The 24610-nt window shown below is 38.8% G+C and carries 23 protein-coding genes; 10 read left to right on the forward strand and 13 right to left on the reverse strand.

Annotated elements, in window-relative coordinates:
• Positions 1-333: 333 nt before the first annotated feature.
• The 3 genes from K5G00_RS08575 to K5G00_RS08585 all read left to right on the forward strand — a co-directional run bounded on the left by K5G00_RS08575 (position 334) and on the right by K5G00_RS08585 (position 3049).
• On the forward strand, positions 334-762 hold the full coding sequence (locus tag K5G00_RS08575; protein ID WP_238765724.1) for a GNAT family N-acetyltransferase: 429 nt from the start codon (positions 334-336) through the stop codon (positions 760-762).
• 82 nt (positions 763-844) lie between these two features.
• Positions 845-1549 (forward strand): DUF2490 domain-containing protein, encoded by a 705-nt coding sequence (locus K5G00_RS08580; protein WP_238765725.1) that lies wholly within the window; start codon positions 845-847, stop codon positions 1547-1549.
• 3 nt (positions 1550-1552) lie between these two features.
• A complete protein-coding gene (locus tag K5G00_RS08585; protein ID WP_238765726.1) occupies positions 1553-3049 on the forward strand; it encodes a CotH kinase family protein in 1497 nt (498 codons plus the stop codon).
• A 16-nt stretch (positions 3050-3065) separates the two neighbouring features.
• On the opposite strand, the gene K5G00_RS08590 is transcribed toward K5G00_RS08585, so the two are convergent.
• The 7 genes from K5G00_RS08590 to K5G00_RS08620 all read right to left on the reverse strand — a co-directional run bounded on the left by K5G00_RS08590 (position 3066) and on the right by K5G00_RS08620 (position 10767).
• Positions 3066-3647, reverse strand: a complete 582-nt coding sequence (locus K5G00_RS08590) for a YdeI/OmpD-associated family protein (protein ID WP_238765727.1) — start codon at positions 3645-3647, stop codon at positions 3066-3068.
• A gap of 15 nt (positions 3648-3662) precedes the next feature.
• Positions 3663-4766, reverse strand: coding sequence for a dipeptidase (locus K5G00_RS08595; RefSeq protein WP_238765728.1), 1104 nt, complete (start codon positions 4764-4766; stop codon positions 3663-3665).
• A 136-nt stretch (positions 4767-4902) separates the two neighbouring features.
• Entirely contained in the window at positions 4903-6012 is a 1110-nt protein-coding gene (locus K5G00_RS08600) for a D-TA family PLP-dependent enzyme (protein WP_238765729.1), read from the reverse strand.
• An 11-nt stretch (positions 6013-6023) separates the two neighbouring features.
• A complete protein-coding gene (locus tag K5G00_RS08605; RefSeq protein ID WP_238765730.1) occupies positions 6024-6488 on the reverse strand; it encodes a RidA family protein in 465 nt (154 codons plus the stop codon).
• Between the two features lie 12 nt (positions 6489-6500).
• Positions 6501-7874, reverse strand: a complete 1374-nt coding sequence (locus K5G00_RS08610; RefSeq protein WP_238765731.1) for a gluconate:H+ symporter — start codon at positions 7872-7874, stop codon at positions 6501-6503.
• 779 nt (positions 7875-8653) lie between these two features.
• Positions 8654-10114: a NupC/NupG family nucleoside CNT transporter gene (locus K5G00_RS08615; protein ID WP_238765732.1), complete on the reverse strand. Its 1461-nt coding sequence runs from the start codon at positions 10112-10114 to the stop codon at positions 8654-8656.
• 11 nt (positions 10115-10125) lie between these two features.
• A complete protein-coding gene (locus tag K5G00_RS08620) occupies positions 10126-10767 on the reverse strand; it encodes a bifunctional nuclease family protein (protein WP_238765733.1) in 642 nt (213 codons plus the stop codon).
• 226 nt (positions 10768-10993) lie between these two features.
• On the opposite strand from K5G00_RS08620, the gene K5G00_RS08625 reads away from it, so the two are divergent.
• From K5G00_RS08625 to K5G00_RS08660, 7 genes are all read left to right on the forward strand, one after another.
• Entirely contained in the window at positions 10994-11491 is a 498-nt protein-coding gene (locus K5G00_RS08625) for an RNA polymerase sigma factor (protein ID WP_238765734.1), read from the forward strand.
• Positions 11492-11499: 8 nt separating this feature from the next.
• Positions 11500-12237 carry a hypothetical protein gene (locus tag K5G00_RS08630; protein WP_238765735.1) on the forward strand — a complete coding sequence of 246 codons (738 nt, stop codon included), beginning with the start codon at positions 11500-11502 and terminating at the stop codon, positions 12235-12237.
• A gap of 180 nt (positions 12238-12417) precedes the next feature.
• Positions 12418-12804: a 50S ribosomal protein L21 gene (gene rplU, locus K5G00_RS08635; protein WP_238765736.1), complete on the forward strand. Its 387-nt coding sequence runs from the start codon at positions 12418-12420 to the stop codon at positions 12802-12804.
• 16 nt (positions 12805-12820) lie between these two features.
• A complete protein-coding gene (gene rpmA / locus K5G00_RS30330; RefSeq protein ID WP_449566824.1) occupies positions 12821-13399 on the forward strand; it encodes a 50S ribosomal protein L27 in 579 nt (192 codons plus the stop codon).
• A gap of 265 nt (positions 13400-13664) precedes the next feature.
• The gene (locus K5G00_RS08650) at positions 13665-15932 is read left to right on the forward strand and encodes a tetratricopeptide repeat-containing sensor histidine kinase (protein WP_238765737.1); all 2268 of its coding nucleotides are present in this window, start codon (positions 13665-13667) and stop codon (positions 15930-15932) included.
• A 129-nt stretch (positions 15933-16061) separates the two neighbouring features.
• A complete protein-coding gene (gene serS, locus K5G00_RS08655) occupies positions 16062-17336 on the forward strand; it encodes a serine--tRNA ligase (protein ID WP_238765738.1) in 1275 nt (424 codons plus the stop codon).
• Between the two features lie 103 nt (positions 17337-17439).
• The gene (locus K5G00_RS08660) at positions 17440-18309 is read left to right on the forward strand and encodes a CHAD domain-containing protein (RefSeq protein ID WP_238765739.1); all 870 of its coding nucleotides are present in this window, start codon (positions 17440-17442) and stop codon (positions 18307-18309) included.
• A gap of 8 nt (positions 18310-18317) precedes the next feature.
• Here the strand turns inward: K5G00_RS08660 and K5G00_RS08665 are convergent, their stop codons facing one another.
• The 6 genes from K5G00_RS08665 to K5G00_RS08690 all read right to left on the reverse strand — a co-directional run bounded on the left by K5G00_RS08665 (position 18318) and on the right by K5G00_RS08690 (position 24579).
• The gene (locus tag K5G00_RS08665; RefSeq protein WP_238765740.1) at positions 18318-19706 is read right to left on the reverse strand and encodes a sodium:solute symporter family protein; all 1389 of its coding nucleotides are present in this window, start codon (positions 19704-19706) and stop codon (positions 18318-18320) included.
• 100 nt (positions 19707-19806) lie between these two features.
• Positions 19807-20022: a hypothetical protein gene (locus K5G00_RS08670; protein WP_238765741.1), complete on the reverse strand. Its 216-nt coding sequence runs from the start codon at positions 20020-20022 to the stop codon at positions 19807-19809.
• A gap of 32 nt (positions 20023-20054) precedes the next feature.
• Positions 20055-20825, reverse strand: coding sequence for a 3-ketoacyl-ACP reductase (locus K5G00_RS08675; protein ID WP_238765742.1), 771 nt, complete (start codon positions 20823-20825; stop codon positions 20055-20057).
• A 59-nt stretch (positions 20826-20884) separates the two neighbouring features.
• Entirely contained in the window at positions 20885-22030 is a 1146-nt protein-coding gene (locus K5G00_RS08680; protein WP_238765743.1) for a Gfo/Idh/MocA family protein, read from the reverse strand.
• A gap of 37 nt (positions 22031-22067) precedes the next feature.
• Positions 22068-23747: a rhamnogalacturonan lyase family protein gene (locus K5G00_RS08685; protein ID WP_238765744.1), complete on the reverse strand. Its 1680-nt coding sequence runs from the start codon at positions 23745-23747 to the stop codon at positions 22068-22070.
• 1 nt (position 23748) lies between these two features.
• The gene (locus tag K5G00_RS08690) at positions 23749-24579 is read right to left on the reverse strand and encodes a sugar phosphate isomerase/epimerase family protein (RefSeq protein ID WP_238765745.1); all 831 of its coding nucleotides are present in this window, start codon (positions 24577-24579) and stop codon (positions 23749-23751) included.
• Positions 24580-24610: the final 31 nt, after the last annotated feature.

The raw sequence follows: 24610 nt of genomic DNA on the forward strand, positions 1-24610 counted from the left end.
ATTTAGCTTGCAGGTGCCTTGTCTTTTTTTGTAAAAATATAAAATTCAACTTGTTTTATTCGTTGCCGGCAAAAGAATATAAACTAAAGTTTGATATTTAGGGATGTTAGTTGTTCAGTTTATAAATAGTCATTGTTGTATCATGCATATGGATTTGATATTTTTGTTTTGGGATTAAGCATTAAAAACCGGCTCTAAAAATTTCAGGGCGTTAAAAAAAAGCCCAACTTCGCTGACACAAAATTGCAACCGATGCTTACCAAAATTTATAAGAAAAAGTATCAATGAAAAAATCAGCGGTGGAACTAAAAAATGAAAAAGTAAATAAAACACATGAAAATATATAAAGCAACGCATATTACTGAAAACATTGTAAATGCTTTTAGCAAGTTAATTCCACAACTTTCGCCTGATAGCCCAATTCCTTCAAAATCTGACCTTGAAGCACTGATCAATTCAGATAACACCATGATTTTTTTAGCCGAAGAAGAAGATATTATTGGCACTTTAACGGTGGTTCTGAATAGAATTCCAACCGGTAATAAAGCCTGGATTGAGGATGTGGTTGTGGATGAGTCAGCAAGAGGCAAAGGAGTTGGAAAAAAGCTGACAGCGTTTGCCATTGCATTTGTTTCCGGCAAAGGTATAAGCCAGATTAATTTAACATCTACTCCCGAACGGGTGGCGGCAAATCAACTGTATCAGCAATTAGGTTTTCGGAAAAGAGAGACAAATGTATACCGGCTAACCTTAAAAGAATAGAAACACACACAACAACAAAGTGTTTTTTGTAACGATTTTTTCTTTCGGTATATTTGTAAGCATATTTATTTTTTAGTTTTATATGAAACTTGGCTTCCGGCACTTTAACATAAAATTAAACTTACTTTTTTGCCTGCTTTTATTGTATGTTTTTTCTTCGGCACAGGAAGAAAAGACGGTACGTGATTTAAATTTGTGGACAGAAGTAAAACTCGAAAAGAAGATAGTTAAAGGTTTGTATTTATCGGCTGGCCAGCATCTGCGGTTGTTTAAAGATTTTACACAAGTTGACGATTACATCACAGAACTGGAACTTGAGTACAAAATCAACAAAAATTTTACGCTGGGGGCAGCCGGTCGTTATACAAAAAACAGACATTACAACGACATTGTTGAAAATGATTACCGGTATGATTTTTATCTGGGCTACGACGGAAAACTCAGTCCAAAAACCAAGTTATACTACCGGTTTAAATATCAAAAGGAATTTTACGGCTCGGGAGTTTTTGATCCTCATCTGCATTATTATGAAACAACTTTCAGAAATCGTATAAAAATCGGATGGGAGTTAAACGATAATCACCGCTTTTATTCATCGGCAGAAATATTCAGGTTAAGCAAAAAGTCGAGAGAGCCTTTTTTTGACAAATACAGAATCTTTATCGGTGATGATATTTCGACCGGCTTTGGTGAATTTGATTTGGCTGCCGGCCTTGATCATGAGTTAAACACTAAAAATCCGTGTACCTGTTTTATTTTGAAAGTAGTGTATAAAATCAGTTTATAGCCGGTGAGAAAGAAATGGGTCATATATTTTTTAGTGATTTTTGTAACGGGGTGTTATAGGAGCGAAATTGTTTTTGACACAACGCCGACATCTGATTTGCAAATTGCCCCGCTTATTAAACTCGATGGTAAAAGTTGTTATGCTGATACCGAATTAAATCTGATTCGATATTCCATTTCAAAGGATTCGGTTTCCGGTTTTTCTCCTTTAGTTGAATTTAAGGAAAAATCGGAATTATATTTTAACGGCCTGAAGCTGCAAAACAACAAAGTAAATCAGCTGGGAGATATGGAAGCAGGCGCAACCAACATTGTTGTTATTAAAAACGGGAATAAGTCGCGTGAGTTTGAATTTGTATTTACAACATCGCCGATTGTTCAGGTAATTTATGATTCTGAAATTTATGATGAACCCAAAACCTTGGTTCGAATACATATTTCAGATCCGGAAGAAACAACTGATTTTTTATCATTTGCAGGGATTGAACATCGCGGGACTTTTTCACGCGGATTCGATAAAAAATCGTTTGGATTTACCTTGTGGAAAAACATGAATAGTACGAGTGAATATTCAACTTCGCTGTTAAACTTTGGTCGGAACAATGATTGGATTTTGAATGGCGCTATTGTCGATCCTGCCCGCATCAGGAATATGGTTTCTTTTGAAATATGGAAGGACTTAAAAAACGGGAAGGAAAATGATGATTCGAAACATATCGGAATTCACCCCCGCCCGGTAGAGTTGTTTATGAATAACAGGTTTTGGGGATTGTATATTTTCTCCGATAATTTAAATCAGGCATTTTTATCTGCCGGAAATGAGGCTGTTTTATACAAAGCGTATGATTGGGCAGACGGTGCTACGCGGTTCGAAACATACGATTCAAAAGTTTCGCGTAATCGATTCTGGAATGGGTGGGAGCAAAAGATACCCTATTATAAGGAAAAAATCAACTGGGAACCTTTGAATAAACTATACGAGGTAGCGGTCAATTCCAGCGACGAAAGTTTTAAAAATGATATTTCAGAACTTATTGACATTGATAATTTTATCGATTATTACTTGTTTTTGAACTTAACATCCGCAATCGATAACACCGGGAAAAACATTTTCCTCTACAAAGAAAATAAACAAGCTCCTTTTACAATTATTCCCTGGGATTTGGATGGCAGTTGGGGGCTGGTTTACGACGGGACACGAATGGGATACAATTCAGTGTTGTCGAATCGTTTGTTCCAAAGATTATTTGAGACAAATCCCGGCAATTTTATTTCAAAATTGAAAAACAGGTGGTTTTATCTGCGGCAGAACAGCTTCAACGAAGTAAATTTGAATGCTGTTTTTGATTCATCTTTTTATAAGCTGATTTCCTCAGATATTATTCAGATGGAAAATAAAATATGGAATCAGAATCTGAACATGCAGGAAGAACAGGAATACATTCAAAACTGGACAAAAAACCGACTGGATTATCTGGATGGGTATTTTGAGAGTTTGTAACAATTGACAGGTTTGATCAGAAATATTTATCAATTCCACCAAACCCGATTTGTTTATTCTCCTTTGTTTTTTTGATAAAATTATTGAGCCTTTTTTCAAATTCTTCCGGGCGTATTCGCGCGATATCAACATAAGCAATCCGAATTCTTTTATAAGCATCAGAATACCTGCTGTAGTTTTCCCATACAGTCTTGTCGGATTTTAAACGCTCTAAAATATCATCGGGAAAAATAAATTCTTCCTGCTGAATTTTTCTTGCAGTTTCCGTTACCGAAGGATGTAGCATATTGTTTTCCAGCAGCCACTTTATTCTCTCCTTATTTTGTTGCGAAAAACTGCTTTTGGGATTTCGGGGAGTAAACCGCTGCATGCTGCTGTTTTTGTCGTACGTTTTTATGGTGCTGTCAATCCAGCCAAAACAAAGTGCTTCCTCAACAGCGTCGTTATATACGATTCTTGGCTTTCCGGAATCTTTATGCGGATATATCAACCATATGGATTTCTCTTTGTCGAAATTATTTTTCAGCCACTTTCTCCAGTCTTTTCGGTTTGAAACATAGAGCGTTTTTATTTCTTTTGCGTTTGATGATGGTACCATGAAGTTTTGTTTTTGTTATACAAGGAGCTGCTTCCCTCCAAAATATTCTTTCAGAAATCGTATAAAATTCCCGTGCATTATATTTTCGATGTCAACCGATTTGTATCCCCTGTTTTTTAACAAGCCGGGCAGTTTTTGAATGTCAGCAATGGTGTCCAAATCGTACGGACACTGTTCTGTTCCAAAAGCGCCATCCAGGTCACTGCCTACACCCGCATGCAGCGAGTCGCCTGCCAGCTGGCAAATGTGGTCGATGTTGTCGGCCATAATTTCCAGGGTTACATTTCGTGCTTTGGGTGTTGATTCGCCGCGAATCCAGTCGGGTACCATCATCCAGGCATCCAGTGCAACTCCAATAACAGCGTTGTGTTGAATTAATTCGTTGATCATTTCGTCAGAAAACTGGCGGTTATGGTTGACAAATTTCCGGCAATTATTGTGGCTCGCCCAAACCGGCCCATTGTATATTTCCAAAGCATGCCAAAATGCGTCATCATTCAGGTGGGTGGCATCCAGAATCATATTTAATTTTTCCATGGTTTTGAGCAGTTCAACTCCTCGTTCATTCAGGCGACCGGAAGAATCAGTTCCGTTGGCATAAATTCCCGGACCGTAATGCGCCGGGCCAACGGCTCGCAATCCATGGTTGTAGGCACGAAGCAAGTGCTCCATTGAAATAATTGAATCCGCACCTTCCAGACTCAGGACGTAACAAATGGGGGATTTTTCATTTGGAATTTCCCAGAGTTTCAGACTTTCTTCCAGCGATTTTGCATCGGTGATTTGTTTCATTTCACCGGCTTCTTCCATGGTGCGGTACCACTGCAACTGCCCCTGTGTCTGCGCCCAGGCCTGTTCCTGTGAATACCATCCGGGTATCGGACTTCCAGGTTTTACCACCCGGCTGATTTGTGTGGCAACCACCAATCCCACTTTTCCTTCTCTTAATGCCGGAAACGAAACGGTGTTTCGTCCGCGATCCGGTTTATCCGTCATCCCCTTTTCGCTGGCACGGATTTGCTGCACTGTCCAGCGCTGATCACGGTTCCATTCCATCGCGTTCATCGCAATATCCAGATGCGCATCAAAACAAAGTATTTTCTCTTTTTTATAACTCATTTTAATGAAGATATGTTGGTTGTTTTAATATTATATCCTACTTTTTAACTCTCCCTCTTTTCCCTCTCTTTTAAAAGAGAGGGACGATTGTATCCCGATAGTTATCGGGGCTGCAATCAGGGTGAGTTTGATTTTCTTATCTCCACTCACTATAAAAATCAAAAGTTCTTTTTCGGGCAATAACGTCCCATGTTTTCACTGCTTTCCGGTTTTCAACTACATAAACCTGTTCGTGCAATGCAATGGTGGGGCAAATATGGATGGGGATGGCATAAATAAAATCACCGGGATTTAGCTTTTCAGCATGTGGAGTTGAAAGAACCAGATGTTCTTCACTTTGGTTTTCGACACCGTTCACCAGAAGATCCATAAATTCCAATCGCGGATGCGGCATTTCCGACGCCATGGCTTTGTGCCCCAAATCCAAACAAACCTTTCCGTAAGGTTTACTGATTATGCGGCCAGCAAGAACAGCAGCGTTTAAAAAATCAAGGTCGGATATGTTCTTTTTATAGCCAGCGTCCCACAAAATTGGTGTTCCCGGGCAAAGTGTCCTGTTTTTGTATTTTGCATGAATGGGAAACGTAAATGTTCCTCCGCAAGCCAGTTCGTTGATTTCAATTCCCGCATTTTTCAGATTCAGAATCAATTCATCTACTGACTTAAAATCATTTTCACATTGTGTCTCTCGCGTTTTTAAATCCGAAACATGAATGTGCCCGTCGTAAATATGTAATCCGGTTAATTCTAACCAAGGCCTTTTTGAGATTGTTTGTGCAAGCTGAAAGGCGGGCTCCGGTTCAATTCCGGTTCGGTGCATTCCGTTATCGATATCGATAAAAACATTTACCTTCTGTTGTTGTTTTTTTGCTTCTTCCGTTAAGTCGGCAACTGCTTTTTTATGATCAACAAGTACAGAAAATTTTACCCGGGGAAATTTAGTTACAATACTGAAATACTTTTTGATATCGGGCCCAAGAAGAGGGTAAGCCAGTAAAATATCTGTTCCGCCGTTGGCTGCGGTCATCTCCATTTCGGTAAGTGTGGCACATTTAAATTTGGTGATCTTCTGCTGGACCTGAAGCCGGACAACCTCGGCCATTTTATGTGTTTTTACATGAGGCCGTAACCGCGAAACATCGTCTGCAACTTTTATCATCCTGCGAATGTTTTCCTTTATCCGGTTGGGATAGATCAAAACAGACGGCGTAAAAACCTCGCTTTCATTTTTTATCTTGTACCACATAGTTTTTGATTCTACTCTTCTTTCAATTCAAAAATACACTCCACTTCTACAGCAATATTCCCGGGCAGTGACATTCCAACAGCGCTTCGTGCTCCTTTCCCGTTTTCTTCTCCAAAAATATCAACCATCAACTGGCTAAACCCATTAATTGTCTGCGGATGTTGTTCAAATTCTGGGTAGCAGTTTACCATTCCCAGTGTTTTTATCAGGCGTTTGATTTTTCCTAAATCACCAATTTGTGCCTTGATGGTTGCGAGCATAGTAAGCCCAACCTGGCGGGCAGCCAACTGCCCTTCTTCCAAAGTAAGATCTTTTCCTACTTTCCCTTTGATTAATATTCCGTCGCTTTGTAAAGGCCCCTGGCCGGAAACGTACAACTGGTTACCCGCGATTACTACCGGATGATATATCCCTCCCAGCGGAGGAGCGGGCGGAAGTTCAAGTCCTAAAGCTTTAATTTCTTCTTCTACATTCATGTGATATATGATTTAAATAAAGTTATTCAACAATAAAATTACAAGGATTCCAACAATTGAAATGGTGGTTTCCATCACAGTCCAGGTAAAAAATGTTTCTTTTACTGAAATGTTGAAATATTCCTTAAACATCCAGAAACCGCCATCATTTACATGCGAAAGCATAAGACTTCCCGAGCCGATTGCCAGTACCATCAGTTCAGGAGAAACGCCGGGGTTGGAAGCCAGCGGCAAAACAATTCCGGCCGCTGTCATTCCGGCAACTGTTGCAGAACCAACCGAAACTCTTATAACAGCAGCTATTAACCAGGCCAAAATTAAGGGCGACATTCCCGATTGGCTTAACAGCCTGCCTAAATAATCGCTGATTCCGCTGGCCACCAAAACTTCTTTTAATCCGCCTGCGCCTGCCAGAATCAGCAAAATCATAGCAATGCTCGAAATGGCCTGGACCATGCCATCCATCACTACTTTCATTCTTTTTCCTCTCCTTATCCCCAGCGTGTATATCGCAAACAATACAGATAACAGCATTGCAATTACCGGATCTCCGATTCCCTTTATAAATGGGTAAAATATTGTGTCCTCATTAATAACCTTTGTAAATAATCCTGAAAAACCAATCAAAATTACCGGCATCAAAGCAGTTATAATGCTGATAAGAGTTGACGGCAATTCTTTTTCATCCAAAATATTTTGACCTGTAAATTCTTTAAGCGGAGTCGCTTTTATTTTTTTGAACCGTGGAGAAAGAACCGGCCCGGCAATAATTATCGCCGGAATAGCCACCAGAAATCCGTAAAAAATAGTTTTCCCCATACTAGCACCAAACATTCCGGCAATGGCTGTTGGAGCAGGGTGAGGCGGCAAATAACCATGCGTAACCGACAAAGAGGCCAGCATGGGTAAGCCAACAAAAATCAAAGGCAATCCGGTTGAAGCAGCAACCGTAAAAACAATTGGAACAAGAATGACAAACCCAACGGAGTAAAACATAGGAATTCCAACTATAAATCCTGTTAACATCAGTGCCCAGTGAATTTTTTTCAGACCAAATGTTGCAATCAGCGTTTGCGTTATTTTTTGTGCGGCGCCGCTGTCGGCGACCAGTTTCCCCAGCATAGATCCAAAACCAAGGATCAAAACAAGCAAACCCAAAGTGTCACCCATCCCTTTTTTGATTGCCTCTACAATTGTTTCGATCGGAAGCCCCATCATTACCCCCACATAAATACAAACCAGGGTGAAAGAAATAAACGCATTGATTTTTGCAATAGTTATAAGGATGAGAAGAATTACTACTCCCGTGAAAACGATAATTAAAGGCATCATAACAAACCAAATAACAGGGAAAATGAAATAGATTCCCTTCGTTACGTATCTCAAAGATAACACGCTAATCTTATTTTTGTGAAAAAAATATCGGTTAACTTTATCAAAAATTGTCGGTTTGTGAGAAAAAGAATAATCGATTTGGCAAAATCCGGCAGTTTGAAAAGATCAAATTATTTATACTTTTGAAAAACAAAAGTCAAATCAAATTTAAATTCCGGAGTCCATGTATTTTATAAGAATAATAATTCTGCTGGTAATAATTCTACTTCTGGTCTTTATTGTATGGGGAATAAAAAGTAAAAAAAATAATCGTTTTTAGTTGAACTGGACTTCCGTTCTGCATATTGTTTCTCTAAAACAATTTTGCATGGTAAGTTCCCGATTTTGGCAGAGTTGAATAAAAATAGCTCCCCATCAACATGAGGAGCTACAAGTCGGTTAGTAAAAAATATTTTTTCACTTAACTAACTAAACCTTTATTAGGACTTCGCTTGTCAAGATAGGTTTAATCATATGTTCTTTATTTTTTTTCTCAGCATTATTTTATTGATAAAATTTGTTTAGGCTGTATCTTCAATCATTTGTAACATTATTAAATAGAAAAGCCATCTCAAAACATACTTTGAGACGGCTTCTTAAAAGTTTAAGTTAGTTATTAACTAAAATAACTAACTTAATAGATTTTCTTAATTGCTATTGGTTTAATCAGACATCCAATTTTTTTTCTTATCCTATGATTTAATCGACTGTCGTTACTTTATAAAGCGATAATATTTTTGTAGCTACTCCGCCCGGTTATCGGGTAATCAAATATTAGGTGTTTTTTGGCTTTACCCCAGTATCATCCCAATAATTGTTGCGCTCATTAAAGAAGCCAGTGTTCCGGCCAGCAGCGCAGGAATTCCATATTTTGAGAGCAATACGCGCCGGCCAGGAGCCAGTGCACCAATTCCGCCGATTTGAATGCCAATGGAAGAAAAATTTGCAAAACCACACAATATATACGTAGCCATTATTACCGACTTGGTTTCGGTAAATACGCCGGTAGCTTTTAAATCGGCTAAACTGATGTAGCCAATAAACTCGGTAAGAATCAGTTTTTCACCGAGAAGACGACCAACGGTGATTATGTCTTCAGGGCAAACACCAATCAGCCACATAAGCGGTGCAAAAGTATAACCAAGAATAAATTGCAGCGAAAGACCATCATACCGGCCATTTGTTCCACGTGCGATAACTTCGTTTAAAGATGTCCATTCGCCAATTTTGCCTACAATAAAATTAAACATTGCAATAAAGGCGATAAAAGCCAACAACATTGCAGCAACATTAACAGCCAGTTTTACACCTTCGCTGGTTCCGTTTGTAATCGCATCCAAAACATTACTGCCAATTTTATCTCTGCTTACTTCAATTTCTTTGTTTATTGCATCAGTGGGAGGAACAAGCATCTTTGAAAAAATAATAGCAGCGGGTGCCGCCATAACTGAGGCTGTTAAGAGATGTTTGGCAAACTCAAGGCGTAACATCGGGTCGTCGCCGCCAAGCAGCGCGATGTATGCAGCCAAAACCCCACCCGCTAAAGTAGCCATTCCACCGGTCATCACGAGCAAAATTTCTGATTTACTCATTTTTTCAAGATAGGCTTTGATCATCAATGGCGATTCTGTTTGGCCGAGAAAAATATTGCCGGCAACCGATAGCGCCTCAGCACCTGAAATTTTGAGGGCTTTTGTAAATACCCATGCCAACCCGTATACTACCTTCTGAATAATTCCCCAATAAAACAGAAGGCTGGTCAGTGCAGAAAAGAAAATAATGGTAGGCAATACCTGAAATAAAAATATATATCCATACGTTTCGGCATCCATTAAATCGCCCAATAAAAATGTACTTCCTTCTTTTGTGAAATCAAGAATTTTGACAAATATTTTTCCCAGAAATTCAAAAATTATCCGAATAAAAGGAACGTATAAAACTCCGATTGCCAGCAAGACCTGAATCAGTAAACCGATAAAAACGGTACGCCATGGAATATTCCGACGACTGGTGCTGAACAACCAACCTAAAAATATAAGTACAGTCATTCCAAGTAGTCCTCTGAAAATAGTAGTTATTGAAAAAGGCTTTTCTCGTTCTTTTGAAAGTAAAAGAACCGAAGTGTCGGTTTTATCTTGCTGGGGAGAAACCTGTTCTGTTTGATTATCTTCTGAATCGGCGGGTTGTGCAAAAGCGGGTTGAACAAATAAAAAGCCGGTAAAAATTACCAGCAATACTATAAGGTGTTTCATCTATTGTGACATTATTTTTTTCTTTTCTTTAACTCATCCCGAATAACAGAGGCTTTTTCATAGTCTTCATTTTTTACCGCTTCGTCAAGCATCTCATTTAATTCGTTTAACGAATATTGGGCATAGGTTGACGATTCTGACTCTTCCATCTCCTCTTCATCGGCATAGCTTCTTACCGGCGAATTTTCGTCGTCGATTTCAAGAACAATTCCCGCTTTCTTTAAAATATCTTCCGATGTGTAAATTGGGCATCTGAAACGCAGGGCAAGCGCAACTGCATCAGATGTTCTGGAATCGATTTTTATCTCTTTCCCTTCCATTTCGCACAACAACTCCGAATAAAAAATGCCTTCTTCCAGTTTATAAATGGTTACTTCCAGCAATGCAATATTAAAAGCCAGTGCCATGTTTTTTATCAGATCGTGTGTAAGCGGACGCGGTGGTTTTAACCCTTCCAATTGAATGGCAATTGCCTGGGCTTCAACCGGGCCAATAATAATAGGAATTCTTCTCTCTCCATTTTCTTCTGCCAAAACCAATGCGTAGGCTCCTGATTGTGTTTGACTTACTGAAAGCCCCAGAATGTTCAAACGAATTTTTTGCATATTAGTATAATAGGCTTTTTTTACCGTGAAAGCAAATATAACAATCATTTTTGTTTATTGTCAAATAACACAATTGGAAATGTGGTTTGCATAAAACTAAGTTATTGATTTTCTATTTGTTTTGTTCATCTTGTTTTTTTCAGTGTTCGATAACATGTGATAAAAAACTAAATCGGGTATTTTCCAATAGAATTGCCGGCTTTGTTTTAAAGTTTTACTCCGGATGTAGTTTTTAGAACTTTATTTCGACTAATTATCAGGAATTCATGAGAAAATGAAAAAGCAAAAACCAAATAGGAAGACCTTTAGCGAACTGCTTGAAAAGAATCAGGGACTTATTCATAAAATCACATTAATATATGTCGATAACCCGGCCGATAGAGAAGATCTGTTCCAGGAAATTTGTTTGCAGCTCTGGAAGTCATACCCAAATTTCAGAGAGGAATCGAAGTTTAACACCTGGATGTACAGAGTAGCATTAAATACGGCTGTTAGCAATATACGGAAAACCAAAAATAGTTTTGCTTTTGAATCCATGGGCAATTATAAACAAATTCCGGCTGAACCTGCGGATGATAACGAGGATATTCTGCAATTATACAGAGCCGTTTCAAAACTGAACCTAATTGACAAAGCAATTATCTTGCTCTGGCTGGAAGAAAAAAGCTATGACGAAATCGCATCGGTTACGGGGCTTACAAAATCGAATGTAAGTGTAAAACTAATGCGTATTAAGAGAAAATTGGAAGAAATGATAAACGATGCAAATTAGCAGAAGTCATGAATGAAAAAAAATTAAAAGAAATGTGGAACAAAACTGAGAATCTATTTGAAATTTCCGGTTACGGAAGTTCAGATATTGAACAGTTTCTTTCCGGCAGATCAAAAAGTACTGCCCGGGGAGTACGAAAAATAATTATAATGGATCTGATTGTAAAAGCACTTGTTGTTGTGACGCTTGGAGTAGATTTTATTCTTTATTACGACACAACAAATGTGACATTTGTATGCATCGCCGGTATTTTATTACTCGCAGGCTTATTGTTTTTTCAAAGAAGAATGCTTGTACATTTTAACAAAATTGCGGATCATGGACAAACAACCCGCGACACGCTTATTTCAATGCTTACCTATCTGAAAACCAAATTCAACCTTACACTTCTGGCTGTTTCAATAACCTATTTATTTTTGTTTATAGCCGGAATTCTCATCTACTTCTATTTGGTTTACGAAAAAGTGCGACCTTTTGACGGAACTGATATAGTTGTATTTGCCGGGTTTATTGTTTTGGGTATTGTTTTTAATTTTGTTGCCAATAAAGTTCTGATTAAATACCAGATAAAACATTTGGAACTTTGTTTGAATGACATGAACATGAATGAGGATGCGATGACAATAGTATCTCAAAATATTGAAACACAGAAAAAACAGAACAGAACAAATCAGTTTTTGCTGGGAATAGTACTTTTGATTGGATTTTTATTGTTGGTCGGGGTTTTTAAGAATGTGTTGGGTTAGCCTGTATTTTACAGGGAGAACTTATGTTGGGGGCTATTCGAATGATAAGTTTAAAAGACATATTACGGTAACAAAAAAAGTAGTTTAACCATCTTTGTTTACCCCTCTGTTTTTAAATTGAAAGAAAATTTATTTTTATTTGCTAAATAGTTTAAAATAACTACTTTTGCAGTCCGAATTTTGAATCGTTCAGGCTCAAAAAAGAGAAATCCAGCGGGAATTCCGCCTGACGGTGGTAACAATAAAAGTGAAATTATGTACGCGATTGTTGAAATTGCTGGACAGCAATTCAGAGTTGAGAAAGACAAAAAACTTTTTGTACATCAGCTTACCGCCAAAGAAGGCGACTCGGTTGATTTTGAAAAAGTTTTACTGGTAGACAACGACGGTAAAGTTGCCGTTGGAACTCCAACCGTAAAAGGTGCAAAAGTAACAGCCAAAGTGCTGGGACATGTAAAAGGTGATAAAGTAATCGTTTTCAAAAAGAAAAGAAGAAAAGGTTACCAAAAAATGAATGGTCACCGTCAACAGTTTACACAAATTCAGGTAGAAACCATTGTTGGATAACTAAAAAAAATTTACCATGGCTCATAAGAAAGGTGTAGGTAGTTCGAAAAACGGACGCGAATCGGAAAGTAAACGACTGGGAGTAAAAATTTACGGAGGTCAGTTTGCAAAAGCTGGTAATATTTTAGTACGCCAGCGCGGAACACAACATTACCCGGGTGAAAATGTAGGAATGGGAAAAGATCATACCCTTTTTGCATTGATTGACGGAACAGTTGTTTTCAGAAAAAGACAAAAGAACCGTTCATTTGTATCGGTTGACCCAATTGTAGACGTTGATGTAGCAGTTGCTGAAGCTCCGGTTGCAGAAGAAAAACCGGTAAAAAAAGTTGAAGTTACAGAGGAAGCTCCAACTAAAAAAGAGGCTCCAAAAGCTGAGACCTCAGAAGCAGAAGAAGCTGATGACTTGAAAAAGCTGGAAGGTGTTGGCCCCAAATTGGCTGAAATTTTAGCTGAAGGTGGTTTTACAAATTATGCTTCTATTGCAAGTGCGTCAGTTGAAGATATTCAGAAGGTTTTGGAAGCTGCAGGAAGCCGTTATGCTTCAAAAGATCCTGCTCCATGGATTGAACAAGCAAAAGAACTGGTAAAATAAGAACCAGATATTTTTATAAAAACATTGAGACGCTTACCGGGAAAACGGTAGGCGTTTTTTTTGTGATGTTAAAACTGTCGAACTATAATAAAGATTATGATATTTGAACATTAGGCAATAATACTTTTTCTTTTTGGTCTAATCTGATGAAACCGATTGATAAACAGAGGTTAATAATATATATATTTTTTTCAAATTCGCGTTATTGTCTCTTGTTTTTTTGCTTTGATTCACTACTTTTATAATCTTGCGAATTGTTAGAAATATGTTAAAACCTCTTGTTTTCCTTTTTCAGTTTTTGCTGGCAGTCCCTTTAATTGTTAATGGGGGTGCTTTTTCTTTTGATGAAGATAGAAATCTTGCAGAGAAAGAAGATACTGTAAGTTTGAATAATGCGCTTTTAAAGGCAAAGAAATTTAATAAAAATAATTCTGATTCTTCATTTTTTTATTTTGATAGTGCATTAAAAATGGCTGATGAGATCATTCAGCAAAAACGACTTTCCAATGATGATTTAGTTGAAATAAAGTTAAAAAAAGCGGGGGCGTTGGAAGGTTTAGGGCTTTATTACAATAATTCTTCTGACTTAGGCAATGCGCTGAATTATTATTTGCAGGCATCAAATATTTTTAAAGAGCTTATCGATTCCGAAAAGGAAAAAGACAGAAGAAATAAATATCTGAATTTACATGGAAATGTGACGCTTACGATTGGTGCTTTGTATTTTGAAGAAGGTGAATATGCATTGGCGTCGAAAAATTACAGTTACACGCTGGAAACTGCAAAGATACTTGGAGATAGTTTAATGCAATCGAAAGCTTTGCTTAACCTTGGAATGATTTACAATAACCAGGGAAGATATGACGATGCAATTGATAATTATTACACTGCCATAGAAATTTTTGAAAGGGCTAAAGACAAAAGAGGTATTGCTATTTGTCATTTAAGTATAGGTAACATACTTCGAAAACAAAGTACTACCGATAAGGCCATTGAAAGCTATAAAAAATCTTTGCAGATATTTCAGGAGATGGAAGATGAAAGAGGCGTATCTTTTTGCTATAATAATCTGGGAATTTGCTATACCAACACGGAAAATTATGAACAGGCACTCTTTTATTATACAAAAGCAGTAGATATTCATTTAAAGAATAACAATGAAAGGAATTTGGCCCTCCTGTACACCAATATAGCGGCTTTGTATGAAATAAAGGGAGAGTTTGATAAATCGATAGAATATATTGAAAAGTCACTGACGATAAATGAAAAAAATAATTACAAGAGGAATCTTATTGGTTCTTACCTGAATCTTTCAGGGACGAACCTTTCAAAGTTGGAAAACAGTCAAGAAGTTGTCCCTTCGTCTGCCAACGTGCTTGATACAATTGTAAATTATGCAGAAAAAGCACTTGCATTGGCCGATTCTCTTCAACTTATTCAGGAGCAGGCTGCTGCATTGTCGGTTCTTAAAAAAGCATATTTTCACAAAAGAAATTACAAAAAGGCCTATGAATCGGCTGATCTGCTCTTGGAGCGAAAAGATTCAATTTATAACAATGAAAAGACAAAAATAGTTGCCGACGCCGAAAGCAAATATAAAGCTACCGAGAAGGAGCAGCAAATTGAACAACAAAAACATCAACTGGAACATCAAACTGAAAGGCTGAATAATGCACGGATTTTTAGAAATTTTTTAATTGCACTGGCCGCTTTAATGGTTGTTGTTGTTGTATTGATATACTACTATTACAAACAAAAGATTAAAGCAAATAAAATACTTGATGAGAAGAATAAATTAATTGAAAAGCAAAACGAAGAGATATCGATTCAAAAAGAAGAATTGCAGCTAACCAATCGGGAGTTGACTGAACTTATTCGATTCAAGGAAAAAATGACCGGAATGATTGTTCACGATCTAAAAAACCCTTTAAATAATATTCTGAACAGTTATGATATAGACGACGAAAATTTCAGGAAAGAGTTAATAAAACAATCGGGCTATGATATGTTGCATCTCACACAGAACATTTTGGATGTTTATAAACTGGAGGAGGCCAAATTAAATCTAATCCGGACACAGGTTGATGTTACGCAGTTGTTAAAAGAATGTGTTATGGAATTTGCATTATATATTTCAGAAAACGATTTGAAAATATCTTATCCGGGCTCGGAAGTCCCATTGATAGATGCTGACAAAAGGCTTTTAAAGCGTATTTTTTCGAATTTATTAAGCAATGCGGTAAAATATGCCCCTCCGGGAAGTAATATAGCATTAAACTGGAAGATGACTGACAAAAAGAATACCTGGTTCAGTGTACATAATATTGGTCCCGCAATACCCCGGGAGCAGCAATCAAGTATATTTCAGAGTTTTAGACAACACGATTCACGCGAAATGGGGGTCACTGCATCAACCGGACTGGGTTTGTCGTTTTGTAAAATGGCAGTGCATTTGCATGGTGGCGAAATCGGAGTGACATCCTCTGATGAGGAAGGAACCGAATTTTGGTTTACTTTACCTCAAAACGGTTAAAACTTTATATCACAGGTAAACCTGATTTTTTATCCAAACTTCTTACGTTATAAATAGCAATTTCCATTTATCATTTTAATACTATGCCGCAACATTTATTAAATTTGCAGCTTATTTAAAGAAATAGACATGCTCAATCTGAAATTCATTCAAGATAATCCGGACCTGGTAATTGAAAAGCTTAAAACGAAAAACTTTGATGCTGCCGGAATTGTAGGAGAAATTATTGATTTGTATAGCGAAAAGAATAAACTTCAGGGCCAGGCCGACCAGGCCAAAGCCGAGATGAATAAAATTTCGAAAGAGATTGGCCTTTTATTTCGGGAAGGGAAAAAGGAAGAGGCCAACGCAGCCAAAGAGCGGACATCAGAATTAAAAGAAAATATCAAACAGTTTGACCAGCAGTTTTCAGCAATTGAAGAACAAGTGAATGAATTGTTGGTTTTACTCCCTAATTTACCACACGACACTGTTCCTCAGGGAAAAGGAGAGGAGGACAATGAAGTAGTTACTTCGGCAGGCGAGATTCCGGCTTTAGATGAAAATGCTCTTCCTCACTGGGAATTGGCTCAAAAATATAATTTGATTGATTTTGAGTTAGGCGTAAAACTTACAGGAGCGGGTTTTCCTGTTTATCGGGGAAAAGGTTCACAATTGCAACGCGCACTTATCAATTTCTTCTTGGACGAAGCGAGAAAAGCAGGCTACGAAGAAGTACAGCCGCCTCTGGTTGTAAACGAAGCTTCAGGTTTTGGAACAGGTCAGTTGCCTGATAAAGAAGGACAAATGTATCACGTAGCTGCCGATAATCTTTATCTTATTCCTACTGCCGAGGTTCCGGTAACCAATATTTATCGCGATGTAATTTTGGATGCAAAAGACCTTCCGTATAAAAATACTGCTTACAGTGCCTGTTTTCGTCGCGAAGCTGGCTCGTATGGGAAGGATGTACGTGGATTGAACCGTTTACACCAGTTCGACAAAGTGGAAATAGTACAGATAGCTCACCCTGAAAAATCGTATAAAGTGCTCGATGAAATGGTAAAACATGTATCCTCTTTGGTTGAGAAACTGGAATTGCCTTATCGGGTTTTACGTTTGTGCGGCGGAGATATTAGTTTCACCGCAGCCTTAACTTTTGATTTTGAAGTATATTCAGCAGCTCAGAAAAAATGGTTGGAGGTAAGTTCAGTATCCAATTTTGAGTCGTTTCAGGCCAATCGGTTAAAATTACGATTCCGAGAAGAAGGGGTGAAAAAAACACAGCTGGCTCACACGTTAAATGGAAGTGCATTGGCTTTACCCCGAATTGTAGCTGCTTTACTTGAGAATAATCAGACTTCCAAAGGGATAAAAATTCCAAAAGTTCTGGTTCCTTACACCAGTTTTGAAATAATCGACTGAGAAATAACTTAAATATTTTAAAATCAAAGCTGTTCAGAAATGGACAGCTTTTTTTTTTATGTTTTATTGTTAATTTTGTAATGCCTGAAAAACCAATAGAACTATGATTCAGGACAAGGGGAACAGACTTATTTCAGCAATTGAAAAACAGACAGAAAAAATCATTTATTTTTGTTCTGCAGAGAATATTTCGCCTAATCTGGCGGTTCACGAAATAAGAAAATCGTATAAACGACTGCGTGCTTTATTACAGCTGTTTTCGGAGTGTAACGAAACTCAGACCGACCAATTCAGAAGAGAGATCAAAGCCGCAGGAAAGATTTTATCCCCTATCCGCGAATCGTTTGTAAATGTGCAGCATTTTGATAAGATTACAGCTGGGAGCAATTTAATTTCAGAACGGAAAATAAAACAGGTAAAAGATTCCCTCTTAGAAAAAAACAGGGTTTTGGTTGAAGATGAATTTACATCGAAAAATGTTGTTTCAGATATTGTTCAGTTTGTCAAAAACATTCAGGTTCAGCTGATTACCCTGAAGTTAAACTGCCCGTCTGTTTTTCAGATCAAGACTCAGCTCTCATCCACATTTGTAGAGGGGTATGAAGTTTACCAAAGTATTGAACCTGAGCTTTCCCCTGTGGTGATGCATGAACTCCGAAAGATACTAAAACGGCTTTGGTACCAGCTTGATTTTGTAAAATTTATGCATCCGCGGTATTTCAGATTAAAATCGGATCAGTTAAATAAAATAACAGAACAATTGGGTGTAGACCATGATTTGTTTGTCTTTTTTGAAGACCTCAAATCCGATGATTTTAATTTTAGTAACGAAGAGTTACTTATCCTGGACAACCAAGTACAACATCAACGTGAATTAAATATGGTAAAACTCCTGCCGCGATTAAAACAGTTTTTTAATGAACCACCGGAAATTTTTGACCGGAAGCTGGGCAAAATTTTTAAATTGAGTTAAACGGAATTTTATTTTTTCAGCAAATAATTTCCCATTCCGCAAACTGCTAAAACAATCATTAAAAATAAATCCATTCGCACTGTTCCTAAAAATTTGGGCAACACACCGGCCTCGGAGAGCACAAAAGCTGCCAATCCCAACCCCGACATCAAAATCATAAACCAACCTTGTGGTTTTTTTGAAAGGATAGCCAAAATAACCAGCGGCCCCATCATTGCTGTTCCTGCAAAGCTTGTGCGGGCTAAAAGTACCAGTTGATCAGAGCTAACCAGCGAAAAGACCAGCGCTGCAATTGCAAAGCTGATTATTGCAATCCGGATAGGGGCAAGAGAATCACTTCCTTTATGCCCCAATAATCCCCGCAGTTCATTTCCCAGGGCAAACAGTTGCGAATCGGACGTTGACATGGCAGCAGCAAATAATCCGATGATTGCCGCTGCAGCAATAAATTCAACCTGATCGCGAATAAGCACATTCCCCAAAAAATCAGCAGTTGATGCATCGGCATATTTTATTGCGCCGTATAATCCGATAATAATTGTGGGAAAAATAACCAGCATGGCAAAAGTTCCAACCGCAACGGCCATACGATGCATTTTTTTTGTACTTTTCATAATTACCAGCCGGGTTGAAAGTTGTGGTTGCGTAACCGGAATCATTAAAATTGCAAGAAAGGAGGCAATTAAAAACTGGGCACTTAACAAACTGTTTGGTCCGGGTGTGCTTAATAATTTTGGATCAGTATTTTCAACCTGAGAAAACATTTCTGTCCATCCTCCAATATGATTTAAACAGGTTAGGGCAATCACCCACACAACAATCAGCAACATGGTGCCTTGCATAAAATCGGCGTATATAATTGCTTTTAAACCGCCAAACTCGGAATAAAGAAGCATAATTACTACAATCATCAGCGACCATGCCCAGGCCGGCAATGCAGAAGGGAAAGCCTGTTCCAGAAAAATAGCAACTCCCCTGATTTGAATGGCTACGTAGGGTACAAGAAAAATAAATACCGCAAGGAAATAAATATACCCGGCCCATTTGTTTTGGTAGCGGTTTTGCAACAGACCTGACATCCCTTTAAATCCGCTTTTGGCAACTTGCTTGCGCAAATGGTAGCCAAACCATACAATCAGAAAAACCATTCCTGCATCGGAGAATGCGAGAAAGATCCAGGCGCCAACTCCGTGTGTTCGCGAAAAATCGGGCATTCCCATTAAAGTAAAGGTACTAAAAAGCGTGGCAGCAAAAGTCATAAATCCCAGAACCAGCCCAACGTTTGAACCAGCCATCATAAAATCTTCGTTGGATTTAATTTTTTTACGCGAACGCCACGACAGAAAGAACAGAATTGCAACGTAAATGGTACCAACAATTATAAGCCAATGTAACATTTTTTTAGGTTTTAAACTTTGTGTCACTTATTGAACCTTACTTGGCCCCTTGATAAAAATTAGCTACAGAAGGCACAGCGTTTCACAAAGAGATTAGTATTTAGTCGTCGTTGTCATCATTCAAATGGACACGCCCGCCGATATAGGTTAAAACTACCAGTGCAATTGTGATTAAGATACTTGTCCACAATGTGTAGGGCATCGAAAACAATTTTGGATCTGTTTTCCCGGGAGCAATTACAAGTGGTGTAAAAGTTAACAGTATCAGTAAAACCGCAATCGCTGCTGTAATTCTCCAATATATTTTTTGTTTCATAATCAGGTTTTTTGTTTTGATAAAATCAAATATTACAAACGTTGAACAGTCATTCCGCCGTCAACAAGAACGACCTGTCCGGTGGAATAGGGCATCATTCCGGTGGCCATTGCAGTAGCTACTTTTCCAATGTCTTCCGGGAGCCCCCAGCGTTTTTGGATACTTAAGCCTTCTTCAAACAATTTATCGTATTTTTCGGTGACTCCTGAAGTCATGTCTGTTTTAATAATACCGGGCTGAATTTCGTAAACAGGAATATCAAATTCACCCAAACGGGCCGACCAAAGTTTCGTAGCCATGGCGATACCCGCTTTTGAAATACAATATTCACCGCGGTTCACCGAAGCTACTGTTGCCGAAACTGAGGAAACATTAATGATGCAGCATGAAAATTCAGGATCTTCCTTTTTTTGCAGAATCATATGGTTGGCAAATAATTGTGTAAGAAAATACGGTCCTTTCAGGTTAATTTCCATTACTTCATCATAGATTTCCTCTGAGGCTTCCAGAATATCTTTTCTTTCTCTGGGGGCAACTCCGGCATTGTTTACCAGAACATTAAGTTGGCCAAACGCTGAAATTACTGTGTCAAATATTTTTTGTCTGTCGTCTTTTTTTGAAATGTTCCCCTGCGCATAAATTGCTTTGGCTCCAAACATTTTTAACCCATCCAAAATGGGTTGAACGGTTTTTTGCGGACGAACGCCGTTTAATGCGAGATTAAATCCGGCTTTAGCCAACTCTAGGGCGATTCCGAATCCAATTCCCCGCGAGCCTCCGGTTATTAGTGCTGTCTTTCTCATTTATCTTTTTATTTAGAAGTTAGAGATTCCCGAATACCGGGAATGACACTCAAAAAGTATCACTGAATTTTTGGTATTTCCACCCATGTTTTTTTATCCCAGCTCTCCAGTCCTTTTTCAGCCAGTTGTACTCCCTTCGCTCCTTCCAGCAAGTTCCATTTAAAGGGTTCATCTTTTACTACGTGTTTCAGAAATAATTCCCATTCTGCTTTAAAAGCATTGTCAAAATTTTCCTGTTCGGGAACTTTGCTCCATCCTTCATAAAAATCAATGGGTTGTGAAATATCCGGATTCCAGACCGGTTTGGGCGTATTTCCGTAATGCTGTGTCCAACACTCGCGTAATCCTGCAACTGCAGAGCCTTTTGTTCCGTCTACATGAAGGGTGAGCAAATCATCGCGGCGTACACGTGTGACCCACGATGAATTAAAATGGGCAATTACTCCGCCATCAAGTTCAAATGTTGCATAGGCCGCATCGTCGGCGGTACAATTGTATGGTTTTCCCTGTTCATCCACACGTTCAGGAATATGAGTCGCTCCCAAACAAAAAACACCTTTTACTTCACCAAACAGATTATCCAGAACATAACGCCAGTGGCACAGCATGTCAACAATAATACCTCCATCGTCTTCTTTACGGTAATTCCAGCTTGGGCGCTGAGCAGGAACAGAGTGTCCTTCAAAAACCCAGTACCCAAATTCTCCCCGAATAGAAAGAATCTTGCCAAAGAACCCGTTTTCCATCAAGCGTTTTAGTTTTAAAAGTCCCGGAAGCCAGAGTTTATCCTGCACAACACCGTGTTTTACACCGGCGTCTTCGCAAACTTTATATAATTCAAGAGCGGTAGCTGTATCGGTTGCAATGGGTTTTTCGCAATATACGTGTTTGCCCGCTTTGGCAGCTTGTTTTACAGCGGCAGCGCGGCGCCCGGTTGTTTGTGCATCAAAATATATTTGGTAATTCGGGTCGTTTATTACTGAATCCAGGTCGGTAGTCCATTTCTCTACTCCCGACATTTCGGCCAGCTTTTTTAACTTGATCTCGTTTCGGCCTACCAAAACCGGATCAGGCATAATAAATTCAGAAGGGCTTACCTGCACTCCTCCCTGTTTTATGATTTCCACTATCGACCGCATTAAGTGTTGGTTTGTACCCATCCGGCCCGTAACGCCGTTCATTATTATTCCTACTTTATGAATCATATCTTGAGTTTAAAATTCCGTGTTAAAATTTAAGCGATTATTTAAATCCGACCTGTGGTGTATTGTAATATCCCATTGTTGCATCAGCAACGGCCATCCTGTATAAATGATTTTGCATTAGACAAACTTTCTTTTTATCCGATAAAATATTTGTAGAATAAATGCGCAGCTCACCTGGAAGACTGGTCACTATTTCTTCACGCCAGTCACCCAATATATCAGCAACAATTAATACTTTTCCTTCAACTTTTAAATGGGTTTCGCCATTGTAGTCAAAAACTTCATTTTGGAAACAAATCTCCTTCAAATCGTCGGCATCCCACCAAATGGCTTTTGGTGCCAGGCCCCAAAGATTTTTATCCGAAAGCCGTTTCCCATCAGCAGTATACAGAAAGAATTTGTCGCCACCTTTTGCTTCTCCTGCATAACATTCTATGCCGGGATATTCATCAGTAATGTCGCCAATCATTGCCTGGCTGTGTACGTGAACCGTGCTTCCTTCATAACCCCAAATAATTTCACCTGTTTTGGCATCCACCAGACAAACACCGTTTTGAGGAGATCGGCTTTCTATCCCGTAAAATATTTCGTACCCCGGACGCTCGGGAAGAATGTCAGCAATATATCCGGCATCGTTGTGTCCCAATCCTGTGTGCCACATTGGAACTCCATTGTCATCAAGTGCTGATGTTCCAAAAACAAGCTCGTCCTTACCGTCCCCGTCAATATCTCCGGTCATAATGGCGTGGGCACCCTGTCCTTTGTATTTTTCGTCTTTGCCGGTACTTTCCCATTTCCAGATTGGCTTAAGTTCTTTGTCCAGCGCTTCTGTTTTAATCACCGTGTAAGTTCCCCGCTGCATTACGAGCGACGGATTGACCCCATCCAAATAGGCAACGGTGAGAAAATTACGGCTCCAGTAGTTGTAGGATTCAAACCCTTCTTTTGAAATCCAGCTTTGTTTTTTTAATATTTTGCCTGTTAATGGATCTATTTTTACCAGATATTCCGGTCCGTTTAAAACATGGCCATCCATTTCACGCGGGTCTCCCTCGCCTGCTTTGGCATATACCTCTGCTTTTCCATTCTGATCCACGTCAAAAACCATGTAAGGTGAATACCATGTTCCGGTTTCAATGGCCCAGCCCATGTCATGCCGCCACAAAAATTTTCCTTTTGATGAATAGGCATCCAATTTATACGATTCGGGGCTGCGTTTCCAATATCCCGGACGATAATATGGGTCTACGTTAAAATCGGGATGTTGCAACACAAAATCATAGGCACCGTCGCCATCCAGGTCTCCAATTCCGATTCTTTTTAATGTAACCTGGTCTTTTAATTTAATTGAAATCCAGGGTTGACTTCCCGTTCGCGTAAAAACATAGGCTTCGCCTGGTGTATCAAGTTCTGTTGAGCCAACTATTTTTTTTACTTTGTAGTTATAACCATGCCCGGGTTTTGCTGAGTCATCAAGGTAATTTGTTGAATTGGATACAGGTTTATCGTTTACTTTTACATAGTCGTTCAATCCAATATCCTGCCTGTAAATATTAAATGTTACGTTTTCCGGATCGTCTTTTAACAAACGCCAACTCACAAAAACTGCTTTTTCACCTTCACACAAAGCAACTATGCCGCGGTCGATGTTTTCCTGCACCTGGGAAATGGAAAGAAGGGGGAGAAAAATGTAAGTAAACAAAATAAACCGTTTCATTTTAAGTACAGTTTAGGTACGCATATTTTATTTTTTCAAGATACTCATTTTGGTCTATTGCCCAGTATTTGTCGGAAAAAATTTCAACTTCGTTAAAACCGTTGAACCCGGTTTCTTCTACCCAGCCTCTTATTTGTGGTACATTAATACATCCATCTCCCATTAAACCTCTGTCGTTCAGAAAATCAACAGTTGGGGCATTCCAGTCGCAAACATGAAATGCGAATAGATTTTTGTTTTTTCCACAGCGGATAATTTCTTCGCGAAGTGTATTATCCCACCACAAATGATACACATCAATGGCAACACCAACAAAATCCGAATTAATTTCTTCTGCAACATTATTGGCTTGTGCAAGAGTAACAATAGCAGAACGGTCGCCGGCATACATCGGATGCAGCGGCTCAATTGCCAGTTTTACTCCTGCCATTTTTGCCTGAGGCAGAATTTCGGAAATTCCTTCTTTTATTTGCTCCCTTGACTTCTCAAGCGGTTGGCGCGGATCGGCTCCGCAGACCAAAACCAAAACAGGTGCCCCAATACCCGCAGCCTGTTCAATAGCCCATAAATTATCGTCAATGGCAGCCTGTCGTTTTTCTGCTTCCACTGAAGGAAAAAAACCGGCCCTGGCTACTGAAACTACATTCATCCCAAAGTCATTGAGTAATGATTTGGCTTCATTTAGATTTAGTCCTTCCAGAACATTTCTCCAGACTGTTATTCCATGAATCCCGACTGCATTAAAATTTTCGACACATTCTTTTAAATTCCAGGGTTTGGTTGTAAGTGTATGGACACACAATTTTGAAAAATCAGTCAGTTTAGTTGTCATGTTTCTATTTTTTAGGATCTTTCTTTAGTGA

Source organism: Maribellus maritimus (genome assembly GCF_022267315.1).
GTDB lineage: Bacteria > Bacteroidota > Bacteroidia > Bacteroidales > Prolixibacteraceae > Draconibacterium > Draconibacterium maritimum.

Bases quoted from the DNA above. Each gene is read 5' to 3' on its own strand.
- K5G00_RS08575 (WP_238765724.1), top strand. From the start codon at position 334: ATGAAAATATATAAAGCAACGCATATTACTGAAAACATTGTAAATGCT.
- K5G00_RS08580 (WP_238765725.1), top strand. From the start codon at position 845: ATGAAACTTGGCTTCCGGCACTTTAACATAAAATTAAACTTACTTTTT.
- K5G00_RS08590 (WP_238765727.1), bottom strand. From the start codon at position 3,647: ATGGTACCATCATCAAACGCAAAAGAAATAAAAACGCTCTATGTTTCA.
- K5G00_RS08595 (WP_238765728.1), bottom strand. From the start codon at position 4,766: ATGAGTTATAAAAAAGAGAAAATACTTTGTTTTGATGCGCATCTGGAT.
- K5G00_RS08600 (WP_238765729.1), bottom strand. From the start codon at position 6,012: ATGTGGTACAAGATAAAAAATGAAAGCGAGGTTTTTACGCCGTCTGTT.
- K5G00_RS08605 (WP_238765730.1), bottom strand. From the start codon at position 6,488: ATGAATGTAGAAGAAGAAATTAAAGCTTTAGGACTTGAACTTCCGCCC.
- K5G00_RS08615 (WP_238765732.1), bottom strand. From the start codon at position 10,114: ATGAAACACCTTATAGTATTGCTGGTAATTTTTACCGGCTTTTTATTT.
- K5G00_RS08620 (WP_238765733.1), bottom strand. From the start codon at position 10,767: ATGATTGTTATATTTGCTTTCACGGTAAAAAAAGCCTATTATACTAAT.
- K5G00_RS08625 (WP_238765734.1), top strand. From the start codon at position 10,994: ATGAAAAAGCAAAAACCAAATAGGAAGACCTTTAGCGAACTGCTTGAA.
- K5G00_RS08630 (WP_238765735.1), top strand. From the start codon at position 11,500: ATGAATGAAAAAAAATTAAAAGAAATGTGGAACAAAACTGAGAATCTA.
- rpmA (WP_449566824.1), top strand. From the start codon at position 12,821: ATGGCTCATAAGAAAGGTGTAGGTAGTTCGAAAAACGGACGCGAATCG.
- K5G00_RS08650 (WP_238765737.1), top strand. From the start codon at position 13,665: ATGTTAAAACCTCTTGTTTTCCTTTTTCAGTTTTTGCTGGCAGTCCCT.
- serS (WP_238765738.1), top strand. From the start codon at position 16,062: ATGCTCAATCTGAAATTCATTCAAGATAATCCGGACCTGGTAATTGAA.
- K5G00_RS08660 (WP_238765739.1), top strand. From the start codon at position 17,440: ATGATTCAGGACAAGGGGAACAGACTTATTTCAGCAATTGAAAAACAG.
- K5G00_RS08665 (WP_238765740.1), bottom strand. From the start codon at position 19,706: ATGTTACATTGGCTTATAATTGTTGGTACCATTTACGTTGCAATTCTG.
- K5G00_RS08670 (WP_238765741.1), bottom strand. From the start codon at position 20,022: ATGAAACAAAAAATATATTGGAGAATTACAGCAGCGATTGCGGTTTTA.
- K5G00_RS08675 (WP_238765742.1), bottom strand. From the start codon at position 20,825: ATGAGAAAGACAGCACTAATAACCGGAGGCTCGCGGGGAATTGGATTC.
- K5G00_RS08680 (WP_238765743.1), bottom strand. From the start codon at position 22,030: ATGATTCATAAAGTAGGAATAATAATGAACGGCGTTACGGGCCGGATG.
- K5G00_RS08685 (WP_238765744.1), bottom strand. From the start codon at position 23,747: ATGAAACGGTTTATTTTGTTTACTTACATTTTTCTCCCCCTTCTTTCC.
- K5G00_RS08690 (WP_238765745.1), bottom strand. From the start codon at position 24,579: ATGACAACTAAACTGACTGATTTTTCAAAATTGTGTGTCCATACACTT.